Source organism: Streptomyces sp. NPDC102514 (genome assembly GCF_055584525.1).
In genome coordinates, this window is the sequence record NZ_JBVJLW010000001.1 from 580,803 (window position 1) to 595,236 (window position 14,434).

15 protein-coding genes are annotated in these 14,434 nt (G+C 70.7%); 5 read left to right on the forward strand and 10 right to left on the reverse strand.

Going from position 1 to position 14,434, the window contains the following annotated elements:
• Positions 1 to 600: 600 nt before the first annotated feature.
• Entirely contained in the window at positions 601 to 1,053 is a 453-nt protein-coding gene (locus ACZ60E_RS02725; protein ID WP_210885660.1) for a MarR family winged helix-turn-helix transcriptional regulator, read from the reverse strand.
• Positions 1,054 to 1,232: 179 nt separating this feature from the next.
• On the opposite strand from ACZ60E_RS02725, the gene ACZ60E_RS02730 reads away from it, so the two are divergent.
• On the forward strand, positions 1,233 to 2,690 hold the full coding sequence (locus tag ACZ60E_RS02730) for an MFS transporter (RefSeq protein WP_469437326.1): 1,458 nt from the start codon (positions 1,233 to 1,235) through the stop codon (positions 2,688 to 2,690).
• A gap of 334 nt (positions 2,691 to 3,024) precedes the next feature.
• Here ACZ60E_RS02730 and ACZ60E_RS02735 read toward each other — a convergent pair whose 3' ends face one another.
• Both ACZ60E_RS02735 and ACZ60E_RS02740 read right to left on the reverse strand, forming a co-directional pair.
• Positions 3,025 to 3,399, reverse strand: a complete 375-nt coding sequence (locus tag ACZ60E_RS02735; RefSeq protein WP_469437328.1) for a nuclear transport factor 2 family protein — start codon at positions 3,397 to 3,399, stop codon at positions 3,025 to 3,027.
• A 58-nt stretch (positions 3,400 to 3,457) separates the two neighbouring features.
• On the reverse strand, positions 3,458 to 4,378 hold the full coding sequence (locus tag ACZ60E_RS02740; RefSeq protein ID WP_469437330.1) for a LysR family transcriptional regulator: 921 nt from the start codon (positions 4,376 to 4,378) through the stop codon (positions 3,458 to 3,460).
• Between the two features lie 180 nt (positions 4,379 to 4,558).
• Here ACZ60E_RS02740 and ACZ60E_RS02745 point away from each other — a divergent pair, with 180 nt between their 5' ends.
• Positions 4,559 to 5,824 (forward strand): MFS transporter, encoded by a 1,266-nt coding sequence (locus ACZ60E_RS02745; protein ID WP_469437332.1) that lies wholly within the window; start codon positions 4,559 to 4,561, stop codon positions 5,822 to 5,824.
• Between the two features lie 302 nt (positions 5,825 to 6,126).
• Entirely contained in the window at positions 6,127 to 6,972 is an 846-nt protein-coding gene (locus ACZ60E_RS02750; RefSeq protein ID WP_384797068.1) for an MHYT domain-containing protein, read from the forward strand.
• On the opposite strand, the gene ACZ60E_RS02755 is transcribed toward ACZ60E_RS02750, so the two are convergent.
• From ACZ60E_RS02755 to ACZ60E_RS02765, 3 genes are all read right to left on the reverse strand, one after another.
• On the reverse strand, positions 6,964 to 7,785 hold the full coding sequence (locus tag ACZ60E_RS02755) for a rod shape-determining protein (RefSeq protein WP_469437334.1): 822 nt from the start codon (positions 7,783 to 7,785) through the stop codon (positions 6,964 to 6,966). The genes ACZ60E_RS02750 and ACZ60E_RS02755 overlap by 9 nt on opposite strands.
• Positions 7,782 to 8,174, reverse strand: coding sequence for a TraR/DksA family transcriptional regulator (locus ACZ60E_RS02760; RefSeq protein WP_469437336.1), 393 nt, complete (start codon positions 8,172 to 8,174; stop codon positions 7,782 to 7,784). Before ACZ60E_RS02760 ends, ACZ60E_RS02755 begins: the two co-directional genes overlap by 4 nt.
• Positions 8,175 to 8,239: 65 nt before the next feature.
• Positions 8,240 to 8,578, reverse strand: a complete 339-nt coding sequence (locus ACZ60E_RS02765; protein ID WP_469437338.1) for a TraR/DksA family transcriptional regulator — start codon at positions 8,576 to 8,578, stop codon at positions 8,240 to 8,242.
• Positions 8,579 to 8,884: 306 nt separating this feature from the next.
• On the opposite strand from ACZ60E_RS02765, the gene ACZ60E_RS02770 reads away from it, so the two are divergent.
• Positions 8,885 to 9,826 carry a HAMP domain-containing sensor histidine kinase gene (locus ACZ60E_RS02770; protein ID WP_384798190.1) on the forward strand — a complete coding sequence of 314 codons (942 nt, stop codon included), beginning with the start codon at positions 8,885 to 8,887 and terminating at the stop codon, positions 9,824 to 9,826.
• Between the two features lie 9 nt (positions 9,827 to 9,835).
• Positions 9,836 to 10,501: a response regulator gene (locus tag ACZ60E_RS02775; protein ID WP_384797080.1), complete on the forward strand. Its 666-nt coding sequence runs from the start codon at positions 9,836 to 9,838 to the stop codon at positions 10,499 to 10,501.
• Between the two features lie 35 nt (positions 10,502 to 10,536).
• On the opposite strand, the gene ACZ60E_RS02780 is transcribed toward ACZ60E_RS02775, so the two are convergent.
• The 4 genes from ACZ60E_RS02780 to ACZ60E_RS02795 are packed head-to-tail and all read right to left on the reverse strand — an operon-like array spanning position 10,537 to position 14,329.
• Positions 10,537 to 11,034 carry a MarR family winged helix-turn-helix transcriptional regulator gene (locus tag ACZ60E_RS02780; protein WP_384797083.1) on the reverse strand — a complete coding sequence of 166 codons (498 nt, stop codon included), beginning with the start codon at positions 11,032 to 11,034 and terminating at the stop codon, positions 10,537 to 10,539.
• A 54-nt stretch (positions 11,035 to 11,088) separates the two neighbouring features.
• Positions 11,089 to 11,520: an STAS domain-containing protein gene (locus ACZ60E_RS02785; RefSeq protein ID WP_384797086.1), complete on the reverse strand. Its 432-nt coding sequence runs from the start codon at positions 11,518 to 11,520 to the stop codon at positions 11,089 to 11,091.
• Positions 11,517 to 12,650, reverse strand: a complete 1,134-nt coding sequence (locus ACZ60E_RS02790) for a cobalamin B12-binding domain-containing protein (RefSeq protein ID WP_469437342.1) — start codon at positions 12,648 to 12,650, stop codon at positions 11,517 to 11,519. Before ACZ60E_RS02790 ends, ACZ60E_RS02785 begins: the two co-directional genes overlap by 4 nt.
• On the reverse strand, positions 12,647 to 14,329 hold the full coding sequence (locus tag ACZ60E_RS02795; RefSeq protein ID WP_469437344.1) for a PP2C family protein-serine/threonine phosphatase: 1,683 nt from the start codon (positions 14,327 to 14,329) through the stop codon (positions 12,647 to 12,649). Before ACZ60E_RS02795 ends, ACZ60E_RS02790 begins: the two co-directional genes overlap by 4 nt.
• Positions 14,330 to 14,434: the final 105 nt, after the last annotated feature.

Consider the following 14,434-nt stretch of genomic DNA (forward strand, 5'->3'; position numbering starts at 1 on the left):
GTCCGTGACGTGCGCGGACCGCAGGGAGGTGGGGAGAGGTGTTCGATTTCTCGCACGCTATTCGGCGAGACCGTCAAGCGAGGCCTTTTGGTCGATCTGGCTCGTTTGCGCGTGTCAGTGGCGCCGGCCTCGGACGACGGGCCCGGCAACCGGTGAGGGAAGTGCGGGAAGGGGCAGGTGAGGGCAGGCGGGGGTCGATCGGCGGCTTAAGGGCAAGGGCTTTCGGTCGTCAGGGCGCTTGCTGGGTCGCAGGGCCCCCGCGCCTGGTATCTTCCGGTCTCCCTCATAGGGCTCATGAGTACCCCTCCGCGGGCACCATGAACCCGTCACCGTCCCTACTGCCGTGCCTGTGACGGGAGTTGAGGGGAGGGGCGGGAGCGATCGGCCGGAGATTCCGGTGTGCCGGCTGCCTTGGATGAGCGTCCGGCCGCCGCCGACGAGTGTTCGACCGCCATCGACGAGCGTCCAGGCCGCCGCCGAGGAGTGTGCGACCGCCGTCGACGAACTTCCGACCGATGTCGATGTCGACGCCGACGCCGATGCCGACGCCGATGCCCATGCCGACGCCATCGACGAGTCTTCGACCGGCGCCCACGAACGTCAGGGGCGCGGCCAGGGCCGTCCGCCGAGCCGTTCGATGCCGGTGTTGAACCGCCGCAGATAGCCGGCGAACTCCGCGATGTCCTCGTCGGACCAGTCGGCCATGACCCGGTCCAGGGAGCCGACGGTCCGCTCACGCTCCTCGTCGAGTATCCGCGCCCCCTTGTCGGTGATGCGGAACTTGCGGGCCAGTCCGCCGTCGGGATCGGGAATGCGCTCCGCGAGTCCGGCACGCATGGCCGAGGCGGTCTGCCGGTTGAGGGTGGAGGCGTCGAGCCCGAACGCGTCGCTCAGCTCACCGATCGACATGGGCCCCTGTACGCGGATACGGCTGAGCAGAATATAGGAGCTCCGCTCCAGCACGCTCTCCTTGCTGCGCCCGCCGTGCGCCGCGAGCGCGTGCCTGCCGAGCAGCATCTGCTCGTACTCGACCTCGTACGTCGGCCTGCCCATGTGCCACTGCCTCCCACTGTCCTGAACAGGGCCGACGCGGCAAATTTCTGCGCCGACCCCGCCCCCATCTTTGCACAGGCTATGCAATGCGCACATGTCATGCATGATGCATAAGGTATGTAGACTGCATCTCCGGTAGCCAAAAGAGATGCCCCGAAAGAGATGCAAGGAGTCCCTTGATGGGAACCCCACCGACGTCCCGCCATACCAATGGCGTGATCGCCACGCTGGCCTTCGCCGGCACCACGGCGGCGATCATGCAGACCCTGGTCACGCCGCTCATCGCGGACCTGCCGCAGATCCTGCACAGCTCGCCCTCGAACACGGCGTGGGTGATCACGGTCACCCTGCTGGTGGCGGCAGTCTGTGTGCCCGTCACCGGACGTCTGGGCGACCTGCTGGGCAAGCGGCGGATGCTCCTCGCCTGCTCCGTGCCCCTCATCGTGGGCTCGGTGGTGTGCGCGCTCTCCTCGTCCGTCGTCCCGATGATCGTCGGCCGCGGCCTGCAGGGCATGGGCATGGGCATGGTGCCGCTCGGCATCGCGCTCCTGCGTGACGTGGTCCCGGCCGAGAAGCTCAGCTCCTCCATCGCGCTCGTCAGCGCGTCCATGGGCATCGGCGGCGGTCTCGGCCTGCCGATCGCCGCCGCGGTCGCCCAGTACGCGAGCTGGCGCGTGCTCTTCTGGGGCTCCGCCGTCCTGGCCGTGGCGATCGCCGTCCTGATCTGGTTCCTGATCCCCGACGTCCCCGCCGGGGCCAAGGGTCAGCGCTTCGACGCACCCGGTGCGATAGGCCTCGGCATCGGTCTGGTCTGTCTGCTGCTCGCGGTCTCCAAGGGCGCCGAGTGGGGCTGGGGTTCGGCGACGACGCTCGGCCTCTTCGCCGCCGCCGTCCTGGTGCTGCTCGCCTGGGGCGTGTGGGAGACCCGCACCCGGGATCCCCTGGTCGACCTGCGCACCACGGCCCGCCCCCGGGTCCTGCTCACCAACCTCGCCTCGCTCTTCGTCGGCTTCGGCATGTACTCCGGCATGCTGATCGTTCCCCAGCTGCTGCAGTTCCCCGAGGCGACCGGCTACGGCCTGGATCAGTCGATGCTCGCGGCGGGCCTGTGGATGGCCCCCGGCGGCATCATGATGATGGTTGTCTCCCCGCTCGGCGGAAAGCTGACCGACGCACGCGGCCCGAAGTTCACGCTGATCTCCGGCATCCTCGTCATCGCCGTCGGGTACGGCGTGTCCCTCGCGCTGATGGGCTCCGCCTGGGGCCTGATGCTCGTCCTCATGATCACCAGCAGTGGCGTGGGCCTCGCCTACGGGGCGATGCCCGCCCTGATCATGAGCTCGGTCCCGCTCTCCGAGACCGCCGCCGCGAACGGCTTCAACACCCTCATGCGCTCGCTCGGCACCTCCGTGGGCGCCGCCGTCGTCGGCGTGGTCCTCTCCCAGCTGACCGTCGACATGGGCGGCTTCACCGTCACCTCGGAGGACGGCTTCCGTACCGCCCTGATCATCGGTGGCGCCGTCGCCCTGGTGGCCGCCGTCATCGCGGCCGTCATCCCGGCCGCCCGCCCGGTCGAGGCCGACAAGGCTCCGGCCGACCGTCTCGACGAGCCGGAACAGGCCGCGATGCAGGCCTGACGCCCGCCCGGCAGGAAGCGGCCCCGGAACTCCTGAGGGAGTTCCGGGGCCGCTTTCATGCCCGGTTCAAGGGGGCTGTCCGGCTCCGCCCATGCTTCAGGGGGACGGCCGAGCCCCGCCCCTGGGGGTTCTGGGGACGGTCGGGCCCCGCCCTTGGGTTCTGGGGACCGGTCGGGTCCTGCCCACGGTTCGCGGGAACGGTGGGCGGTCGGGTCTCGCCCGCGGTCCAGCGGGCCCCGGCGGTCAGGTCTCCCCGACGGCTCAGAGGACGGAGGACGGTCCGGTTTCCCCGACGGTTCAGGGGGACGGAGGACGGTCCGGTCTCCCCGACGGTTCAGGAGGACGGCTTGGGCTCGCCCGCGAAGACGATGATCTGGTCGATCAGCGACCGCCGCAGATGGACGATGTCGGTCCCGGTCAGGCGCGGGCCGTCGGCCGGGGTGGCGAACGCCCACTCGTAGCGGGCCCATTCGTCCGGCATGTCGACCTCCGAGCAGCGGGTCATCGTGCCGGTTCCCGCCGGGTGGCGCCGGATGTCCAGCACGAACCGCTCGACCGCCTCGATGCCCTCGCTGCGCCCCAACGGCCCCCAGAGGACCACGTCCGAGGTCAGGGCCTGGGACAGCAGGTCGATCACATAGGTGTCGCTCGAGGCGTTGAACGCGGAGATGAACGTGTCGATCGCGGACTGCGCAGTCTCTTCCGGCATGCACCAGTAATAGCAGCCGCCCGGCGACACGCGGTGACGGCCCCGATGGGCCGGACCCCTACGCCCACGCCGGTGTCCAGGTCCCCACGCCGGAGTGTCCACCCGACCCGGAGCAGTGGTGGTCGCGGAGTGCGGCGAGCGCCGGGTGGGCGTTGTCGCGATGCCACAGCAGGGAGTGCGGATAGACCGGGGCCGGATCCTGCACCGCGATGCGCCGCAGCCCCTGGTCGGCGGGCCAGCCGAAACCGGTCAGCTCGCCGACGAAGGTGGCCAGTGACGAGGAGTCGGCGAGCGTGTCCAGCAGGGGCTTCACACCGAAGTCGGGGCCGGTGACCTCGATGGTGAGGCCGAACGCGGCGGCGAGATCGCCGTAGTAGGCGGCCCACTCGGTGCCGGGAACGATGCCGGGCATCCAGATCCGGTGGCCCACGAGCTCGGCAGGGGTGACCGCGGTGGCGTCGGCGAGTGGATGGTCCGGCCCCACGAGGAGCTGAATGGGCTCGTCGAAGGCCCGGGCGGCCCCGATGCCGGCCGGAAGCTGACTTCTGGTGACGGCGCGGAAGGACGCGTCGACCGTGCCGGATCCGATCGCGTCGACCGCCGCGTCGGCGTCGAAGAGGGTCACGACATCGAGCTCGATCCCTGGGTGCGCACGATGGAAGTCGCGTACCAGGTCGGCGGGTGCCAGCCGGCGACCGATCACATCGACGCGCAGCGCACGGCGGCCGGGCCGGACGGAGTCGATCGCCCGCTCCTCGGCCCGCAGGAGATCGCGGGCGTGGGGCAGGAACGCCTGTCCGTCGACGGTGAGCTTCGCTCCGCGCGCGGTACGGGCGAACAACCGCACCCCGAGGGCCCTTTCCAGCGAGGCGACACGTTTGGAGACGGCCTGCTGGGTGATGGCCAACTCGTCGGCGGCGTCCTGGAACCGCCCCATGTCCGCGGCGGCCACGAAGGTACGCACGGCATCGAGATCCACGCCGACGACCTTAGCGGCACAGCGACGGCGGCACGGCGACGGTCACGCTCGTCCGCCGACCCGCACAACCAACGGTTGTGCGGCCCCCGTGATGCGGTTGTTTGATCTCGTGATCTGCTACTCGCTTTGATGCCGACGGTCAGTGTGTGGTCGTTCGGATCGGCGAGGGGTGCATCGGGGATGGCGGGCGGACGGACGCTGGGACGGCGTTTCACCTGGTTGTGGGCGGCCTTCGCCGTCAGCTCGTACGGCACCTGGATCGGGTTCGGTGCCTTTCCCCTGATCGCGATCCTGGTGCTGCACTCCGGGCCGGCCCAGGTGGCGGCGCTGGCCGCCGTGGGACGCGCCGTGGGGGCCGTGCTGGCGGTGCCGCTCGGACCGTGGGTGGAGTTCCGTCGTAAACGGCCGGTCATGATCGCGATGGACCTGATCCGCTTCGCGGCGCTGATGAGCGTCCCCGCCGCGTTCGCGCTCGGCCGGCTCGGCTTCACCCAGCTCCTCCTCGTCTCCGTCGTGGTCGCGACGGCCGACATCGCGTTCAGGGCGGCGAGCGGCGCGTATCTGAAGGGGCTCCTGCCACCGGCGGACCTGCTGGTCGCGAACAGCCGGTTCGAGTCCACGACCTGGACCTCGACCATGGTCGGACCACCCCTCGGCGGGTACGCGATCGGGGTGTTCGGCCCGGTGACGACCCTGGTGGCCAACGCGGTCAGCTATCTGCTCTCGGCACTGGGCATCCGTGCCATCGGCGGCGGCGAACCCGTTCCCGAACGAACCGGTGCGCCCCGGCTGAAGGCCCGCGATCTGCTCGAAGGCTGGCGTCACATCCTCGCCCACCCCGTGCTGCGCCCGCTGCTCCTCAACGCGATCGTGGTCAACGGTCTGATCATGGCCTCCGAGCCGCTGCTCGCCGTACTCCTGCTGGACGACCTCGGGTTCGCACCCTGGCAGTACGGCCTGGTGTTCGCGGCGCCCTGCGTCGGCGGACTGGTCGGCGCCCGCCTCGCACACCGGCTCGTGGCGCGGTTCGGTCAGCACAAGGTGCTCCGCACCGCCGGGGCACTGCGGGCGTGCTGGCCTCTCGGCCTGGCGTTCGTCCAGCCCGGTGTCCCCGGGATGATCCTCATCATCCTTGTGCAACTCGGCCTGGTGACCTGCTGCGGTGTGTTCAACCCGGTGCTCGCCACCTACCGCCTCGACCACACCGACCCCGGCCGGGTCGCCCGCACGCTGACCGCCTGGTCGGTCAGCAGCAGCGCCGCCATCGCGGCCATGACCGCCGCCTGGGGTCTGCTGGCGGCCCTCATCGGCCCCCGCGCCGCCATCGCGGTCGCCGGAGTCGTCCTCCTGGTCACCCCGCTGCTCCTCCCACGCCGCGCGGACCGGCATCCGAGGAGCGAGGACAGGTCGACCGGGACCAAGACAGCGGCCAAAGGTGAGATATAGGGGCAATCTGCATGATGGCATGCAGGAGGAATATGCCTGTACAAGTCTCAATTTGATTGCGTCGCAGATCTCAAGGTGACAAGCAGGGGGCACATACCTAGCATTGGCCTCCCGCTCACCCCCCGAGGCCATGGCATGACGGAACGTCATGTACTGGGCCGCCGTCCGCCCCCAGGGTCGGTTCCGGAGCGAGTCAGACACAGGTGCCGGTGAACTCGGCTCGTCTGCCCGCACGGACGGTTCTGCGGAAAGGTTCCTGCAACGCGGACCCCGTACGGGTCCCGCGGTCCGAAAGGCGTTCGGTGAACAGCACAGTCAGCCAGTTCAACTACGGAATGATCACTCCCGTCGTCGCGTTCCTGATGGCCTGCGCCGGTGCGGCGCTCGGTCTGCGCTGCACGACACGGTCGGTACGCATGGGTGCACAGGGCCGTCGCGGCCCGTGGCTCACCCTGGGTGCGATCTGCATCGGATCAGGCATCTGGACCATGCACTTCATCGCCATGATCGGATTCACCATCGAGGGTGCGTCGATCCGGTACGACGCGGCCCTCACGTTCCTCAGCCTGGGTGTCGCGGTGGCCGTGGTCCTCCTCGGCGTGTTCATCGTGGGGTACCGCGGCGCCTCGCCCCTCACCCTGGGAGTCGCCGGTGTCATCACCGGCGCGGGCGTGGCGGCGATGCACTACATCGGAATGAACGGCATGAAGTTCGCCGGGCACATGAGCTTCGACCCCGTGACGGTCGGCCTGTCGGTCCTGATCGCCGTCACGGCTGCCACCGCCGCACTCTGGGCGGCCGTGTCCCTGCACACCCTCGCGTCCGCCGCGGCCGCGAGCGTCATCATGGGCATCGCCGTCACGGGCATGCACTACACCGGCATGGCCGCCATGAGCGTGCACGTCGACGCGAGCTCCAGGGTCCAGGGCCAGTCCTCGATGGACCTGCTCTTCTCCCTGATCCCCATGGTGGGCGGACCGATCGTCGTACTGGTCCTCGCCGCCGTGATCGTCATGTTCGATCCCGACATGCTGGTCGGCAACGAACCCGTCCAGAACGTCCAGGGCCGTGGCCACGGGCACGGTCATGAGCCGGAGTCCGCGGCCGTCGCGGACACGCGGCCCACCGCCTCGTGGCCCTCACTCTGACCCTGCGCCGACACCGACGACCGGCAGCGACGGGTGACCGTGGGCGGTCCTGAGCAGTTGCGCGGCGCCGCGGACCGCCGCGGTGTGCGGCGCCGGCACGGGCCACGCGGGAGCGTGCAGCCTGCCGGCGAGACGGTAGGTGATGTCGGGGCGCAGGGCGCCTCCGCCGGCGAGGAGCACACCCCGCTGGAGGGCGTCGAGCGTCTCGGGGGTGCGGTCCTGTTCCAGCATGCCGGTCACCATGGCGACGATCGCGTCGGCTATCAGCGCGGGTGAGGTGTGCCCGTCCAGGTCGCCGGTGCCCAGGGCGGTGTGACGGGCGTCCACCACGTCGCCGTCGGCGAGCAGCGTGACCTCGGTGAGATGGGCCCCGATGTCCACGACGAGCAACGGGCGGGTCAGGTCGGCGTCCACGGCGACGGCCACGGCGCGTGCGGTGGGGACCGTCAGCACCGTACGCGGGCGCAGGACCTCCACGGCGGTGCGCGCCTGGGTCCGGAAGGCGACACCGCCCAGCACGGGTGTCGTGAGAATGAGCAGCGGGCGGCCGAAACGGGGCAGCCTGTGGCCCAGCAGCCGGTCCAGCATCCGGGAGGTACCGGGGGTGTCGACGATGGTGCCGCGCTGAATGGGGTACGTGGCGCCGCCGCCCGGGAAGGTCACCGTGGGCACGTCGAGGATCGTCCGTCGTCCGGACGTCCAGGCACGGGTGCGGGCGCTGCCCAGGTCGAGGGCGATGCCGGTGCAGTGCCGGCACCAGGGCCAGGAGCGGTGCCGGCCCGCGAGGCGGCGGGGGTCTTGCGAGGTGGTCATCGGCCGGCCTCCCTGACCTGCTGGCACCGCGTGCAGTAGCGGCCCTGCGGTACGACCGTCAGGCGTGCGCGGTCGATGGGCTCCTGGCACAGTTGGCACCTGCCGTAGCCGCCCTGGTCCATGCGCGCGAGCGCGGCCTCGACGTCGGCGAGGACCATCCGGGCGGAGGCGGCGAGCTTGCCCCGGACCTCGGCCTGAGGGCCGGTCCGGCGGTCGTGCGGCACGTCGGTGCGGTTCGGGGCGGTGGCCGGGAGCTCCTGCGCCTGGTGCAGTTGCTTCAGCTGTTCGCGGCGGAACAGGCGCTGCTCGTGCAGGTTCTCGCGCAGTGCGGCGAGGTCGTCGGCCGACAGGGCCGTGTCGTGGTCGTCGATGATTCGGTCGGTCACCATGTCACCCCTTGGGCAGGGCGGGTATCGGAGGGCGGACGGGTTGTCGTCAGGCGGACGGGCTGTCGTCAGACGGTGTCGCGTCGGCAGGGGACGCAGAACCGCGTGTACGGCAGGATCTCCAGTCGCTCGACCGGAATCGGCTTCGCGCAGTCGAGGCAGTCGCCGTAACTGCCCTCCCGGACCCGGGTGAAGGCGTCCTCGACCTCGGCGAGGACCCGCCGGATCGTGCCCTTCTGCGCGGACATCACGTGCTCCTCCACCTCCGACTCCGCGGCCGTCCCCGCCTCGTCGAGGGCCAGCAGTTGTGTGAGGCGGGAGTTGCGTTCGTGTTCGAGGCGTTGGAGGGCTTCGTGCGCCGACAGCCGCTCGGTTCGGGTTACGGGCAGGGGGGTGTCGAGCGACATGGTGGGTTCTCCTTGACGGGGTTGACGAGGTCGACGGGGTTCACGCGGGTCAGGATTTCGGAGGGTTGCTCCACGTCCCACCCTGGCCGGTACGCCGTACGAATCCCATCGGGTGCGATACCCATCCGTGGCCGGTCCCGGAGCCCATCACGCGGTGGGCAGCCCGGATCCGCAAAATGGGCATTGATGCCCATCGACGGTGGAACCGGGAGCAGGCAGGCTTGGGCGGAAGATCGACTCACGAAGCATCGGCACACGATGAATCGGCTCACGAGGAATCAACACACGAGGAAGGGCGTCATCCCGTTGTCCCTGTTCTGGCGGATCTTCGCGCTCAACGCGGTGGTGCTCGGCATCGCCACCGCGCTGCTGCTGCTGGCTCCGGTGACCGTCTCCGTGCCGGTGGTGCTGACCGAGGCGATCATCCTCGTCTCCGGCCTGGCCGTCATGCTGGTCGCCAACGCGGCCCTGCTGCGGATCGGGCTGGCCCCGCTGGGCCGGCTCACCCGGCTGATGACCACCGTCGACCTGCTGCGCCCCGGGCAGCGGCTGCCGGAACAGGGCCACGGCGAGACCGCCGAACTGATCCGCACCTTCAACGCGATGGTCGAGCGCCTCGAACACGAACGGGCCACCAGCAGTGCCCGCGTCCTGGTCGGGCAGGAGGCGGAGCGACGCCGTATCGCCCAGGAACTGCACGACGAGGTGGGCCAGAGCATGACCGCGATCCTGCTGGTCCTCAAGCGCACGGCGGACGAGGCCGACGAGCCCCTGCGCGGTGAGCTGCGTCAGGTGCAGGAGATCACCCGGGGGAGCCTGGACGAGGTACGCCGGGTGGTGCGCCGACTGCGGCCGGGCGTACTGGAGGACCTGGGCCTCATCAGCGCCCTGACCTCGCTGACCACCGAGTTCACGACCCACGCCGGTCTGCGCGTGGTGCGGCGCTTCGACCCCGGCCTGCCCGCGCTGGACCCGCAGACGGAACTGGTCCTGTACCGCGTAGCCCAGGAGGCCCTGACCAACACGGCACGCCATGCCGAGGCAGGCCGGGTCGAGGTGAGTCTGCACCACGTCGGCGGGCAGGTGGTGCTGGACGTCAGCGACGACGGCCGCGGCTCCGGCGTCGCCCGCGAAGGGGCGGGCATCCGCGGAATGCGCGAGCGGGCCCTGCTGATCGGAGCCACGCTGGACGTCACCTCCGAACCGGACGCCGGAACGCAGGTCCGGCTGACCGTGCCCGTCCTCTAGGAAGCAGCCATGACCACGCCCGACACATCACTGATCCGTATCCTCCTCGCCGACGACCACGCGCTGGTACGTCGTGGAGTGCGGCTCATCCTCGACGGGGAACCGGACCTCCAGGTCGTCGCCGAGGCCGGGGACGGCGCGGAGGCCGTCGAACTGGCCCGCACCCATGAGGTCGATCTGGCCGTACTCGACATCGCCATGCCCCGGATGACGGGCCTGCAGGCCGCCCGCGAGCTCGCCGCGCTGAAACCCGGCGTGCGGGTGCTGATGCTGACGATGCACGACAACGAGCAGTACTTCTTCCAGGCGCTGAAGGCGGGCGCCAGCGGATACGTGCTGAAGTCCGTGGCCGACCGCGACCTGGTGGCCGCCTGCCGTGCCGCCATGCGCGACGAACCCTTCCTCTACCCGGGCGCGGTCACCGCGCTGATCCGCAACTACCTCGACCGGGTCCACCACGGCGAGGAGCCGCCCGGCCAGGTGCTGAGCGCACGCGAGGAGGAGGTCCTCAAACTCGTGGCCGAGGGCCACTCCTCGAAGGAGATCGCCGAAATGCTGTTCATCAGCATCAAGACCGTGCACCGGCACCGGGCGAACGTGCTGCACAAGCTCGGCCTGCGCGACCGCCTGGAACTCACCCGCTACGCCATCCGCGTCGGCCTCATCGAGGCCTGAACCCCGCGCCCCCAAACGTGGGAACCCGTGGGCGCTCAGGCGGCGGTGATGCCGCCGGGGACACCGCTTTCGCCGTCGGCCGCGACGAGTTGGGCGTGCAGTGCGGCCAACCCCTCGGCCAGTGAGTGCCGTTCGGTGTCGGACATGGCGTCCATGGCCTGCCGGAGCACGGTCTCGCGCTGCTCACGGATGTGCCGCAGATGGGTTCTGCCCGCCGCGGTCAGCCGGAGGGTGACCTCCCGTCCGCTGGCGGGACACGGCAGCCGCTCCAGGAAACCGATGGCCTGCAGCCGGTCGCAGAGCCGGCTGACCGAAGGGGGCGCGGCGGCGAGCTGTTCGCACACGACCCGCATCCGTACCCCCTCCTCGCTCTCGACGAGGTACATCAGGCGCAGTTGGGAAGGGGAGGCGGGAGCCGCGGCGGTGGTGTGCCTGGTCCTCTCCCACATCAGGTCGAGGAGTTCGGTGACGCCCCCGGCGGAGCGGGCGGCCTCACGCGAGGATCTGCGCGAGGCGATGTCTGGTACTGGCATGGGCTCCCCGTCGGTGTGCGGCTTCCGCGCCGCGGACGGCCGGCGGGAAGGACATCAGGTGGTGCTGTCCGGTCCGGTGGGGCGGGCCGTCATCGCTTCCCCGCTCGTACGGGGATCCTCTCCCGTACCGAGGGAGGAGTTCGCGGTGCCGGTGGGGGACGTCGTGAGGTACTCCAGGCTACCGGTGATGGTCAGCAGCCGCTCCAACGTCGTCGGACGGTCGTCCAGATGCAGCCGGACACCGGCCTGATCCACGCGGCGGCGGATCATCAGCAGGATGGACAGGCCCATGGAGTCGACGTTGTCGAGCCCGGCACAGTGCAGATGCAGGTCGTGCAGCCGCGGGCGCGCGCTGAGGACGGCGGTGGCGGCGGCCAGGAGGCTGTCGGCGGTCTCGTAGTCGAGCTCTCCGTCGAGTTCGATCCGGACCCTGTCCTCGGTGTCGACCGTGGTGAGACGCAGATGGGCGGGGGGCGGCATGGTCATGAGCGGCTCTCGGCGGTGCTGTGGTCGACGGGGGTGAGGGCTTCGGCGCCGCGTTCGAGGACGCGGATGGCCCGCGGGAAGTCCTTGAGCTCACGGGCCAGGACGGCCAGGGTCGGCGGCAGGCTGCTCGCGGGCACGCCGCGGGCGGTGAGGATCTGCGCGGTCCAGGTGAGGAACCCGACGAAGAGGTCCTCGTCACCGAGGTACAGGGCGGTGGCGAGGAACTCCACGATGTGCGCGAGGTCCTCGGCCGTGCGCTCAAGCTGCACTTCGCTGTACGTACGCATGGCCGGAAACGCGTCCTGGAGGGCCGTGAAGACGGCGCGCACCAGCGAGGCGCTGTTGCGGGTGATCAGGGTGTATTCCTGGTCGGCCAGGTGGGGCAGGTCGTCCAGCTGCTGGTGGTCGGCCCGCGGACGGGGCAGCGGCCCCAGGGCGAGCCGGTCGGCCGCGGCGCGGGCGTCGGGCGCCCACGCGTCGGCGTCCAGCAGATGGGCGTAGCGGCCGTCCGGACCGAAGGCCGCGCCTCCGACGAGTACGGGGACGCCGACGGCCTGGCAGGCGGTGATCGCGGCGTGCGCGGTGGGCAGCCGGGTGGCGATCGAGCTGGAGAGGGCGACCGCGTCGGAGTCGGTGCGGTGCAGATGCGCGATGAGGTGCGGGGACGGTACCTGGGCGCCCAGGTAGTCGACCTGCCAGCCGCGCAGGGTCAGCACCTCGGCGAGGAGGCGGGCGGGCAGCGCGTGCCATTCGCCGTCGACGCAGGCCACCGTGATCCTGCCGCGGGTGGGCGTGGTGCGTGCGGCGGGGTGCCGGGAGAGCGCGGCGACGGCCCGTTCGTTGATGGCGGTCGCCGCGTGTTCCTGGGCCACGCCGATACGGTTGGCGGCCCACTCCTCGCCCACCTTGCCCTGTACGCGGGCGATGACGTCCAGCAGCACGCTCTCCGGGTCGACACCGCGGTCCAGCGCGCCCAGCACCACCTCGACGGCCGTGTGCTCGTCGGCCACGGAGACGGCGTCCCACAGTGCGTCGGCCAGCTGCTCGACACAGGGTTCGCCGACCGTCGCGCCGACGGTCGGAGCGACGGTCCCGGTGCCGGGAGGCCGGTGAGGTGTACGGGTGCTCATGCAGTGAACCTGCCCCGGGTGTGGCCGTTCACCGCACTGAGGTGGTGCGTTCGGGGCGCGGAGATCACGACGACGGCCATGTCGTCGTGCCGTCCCTTGCCGACCCACTGGGACGCGAGCATCTGGACGCGTTCCACGATGCTCTCGGACGGCATGCCCACGCACTCCGACAGGACGCGCTTGAGCCGCTCCTCGCCGAACTGGACACCGCCCATCGGCCCGCCCTCCGCCTCCGTGATCCCGTCCGTGTAGAGCACGCACGATTCCCCGGGCGCGAGGGTGAGGGCGGTGGTGTGCGCGGGCGCCTCGGGCATGGCGCCCACCAGGGTGCCCCGGGTCTCGGCCTCCTCCACCGCGCCGCTCGCCCGCACGATCAGCGGGGTCAGATGTCCGGCGCTGGTCAGCCGCAGGTTCACCGCGTTGCCCTCCCGTACGGCGGAGGCCAGGACCAGGGTCACGAACCGGGTGTGGTGGGAGTTGAGCAGCGCGGTGTTCAGCAGACTGATCATCCGCTGATGGTCGTCGGCCAGCGGGAGCAGCGCGTGCAGGGTGTTGCGGATCTTCCCGGTCAGGACGGCCGCTTCCAGGCCCTTGCCGCACACGTCTCCGAGCGCGACCAGCGACGCCTCGCCCTCGACGGCGGCGGGGTGCACGTCGTAGAAGTCGCCGCCCACGCGTTCGTGGTCGGCGGACGGCCGGTAGCCGCCGGCGTAGTCCACGCCCGAGATCTGGTGCAGCGAGGGCGGCAGCAGCTCGCGCATCAGCACTTCGGTGATCGAGGTCTGCTCCGCGTACAGGCGGGCGGCCGACATCGCGGCCCCGGCACGCGCGGCGAACAGGCGGGCGAAGACCTCCTCGCTCTCGGTGAACGCGGCGCCGCCCGAACGGCGCAGCAGGACGAGGGCACCGGCCGGGACGCCGTGGCCGGGCAGCGGGGTGATCACTATCGAGCCGACCGTGCCGAAGCCCTCGGGCACCATCCAGACCGGCGCGGTGGAGGGATCGATCCACCGCGAGGGCACCGGCGGGAACCCGCGCAGCGCCTCACCGAGTCCCGGCACCTCGTCGGGGTCCACCGATTCGTGGGCCAGCACGGGGGTGCCCCCGCGCAGGCAGGTCACCACCGGCAGCCGTCGCCCGTGGGTCGGCGCGATCACCAGTGCCGCGTCGGCGAGATGCTCCGCGGCGAGCTGGGCGGTGACATCCATGCAGCGTCCCAGGTTGAGGGAGGAGAGCAGCGTGCTGGACGCCTCGGCCAGGAACGCGGTGCGCTTCCGCTCCATGCGCAGGGCCTTCTGCGCGAGCAGGTGATCGGTGTCGTCGACCAGCCACCAGGCCACCGTGCCGTCGTCCCGCAGGCTGGGGTGGGCCTCGAAGGTGCGCTCACCGATCACACCCGTCACCGGTGCGTCGTCGGCCTCGGGGGCGACGGGCGAACCGGGTGGTCGTCCGTGGGCCTGCCCGGGTGTCCGCAATGCGTCGTGCGCCGCCGACAGCCAGGCCGGGACCGCGTCCGCGAAGGGAGTGCCGGGCCGGATTCCGGGCAGCAGAACGTCCGCGGCATCATTGAGCAGCACGACCGCGTTCCGGTCGTCAGCGACCAGGACGGGGTACGGGGCGTCGGCCCACAGGGACGCCTGCTGTGCGGCGGCACCGGTTTGCGCTTGGGTGGAGACCAAAAATAGAGGACCCGCTGGGCGAATCCCTCACCTCACAACTCGTGGAAAACATTGCCTCACGGCAACAATCTCCCATGTCGTCGCTCCTGGCAACCACCCATGGTG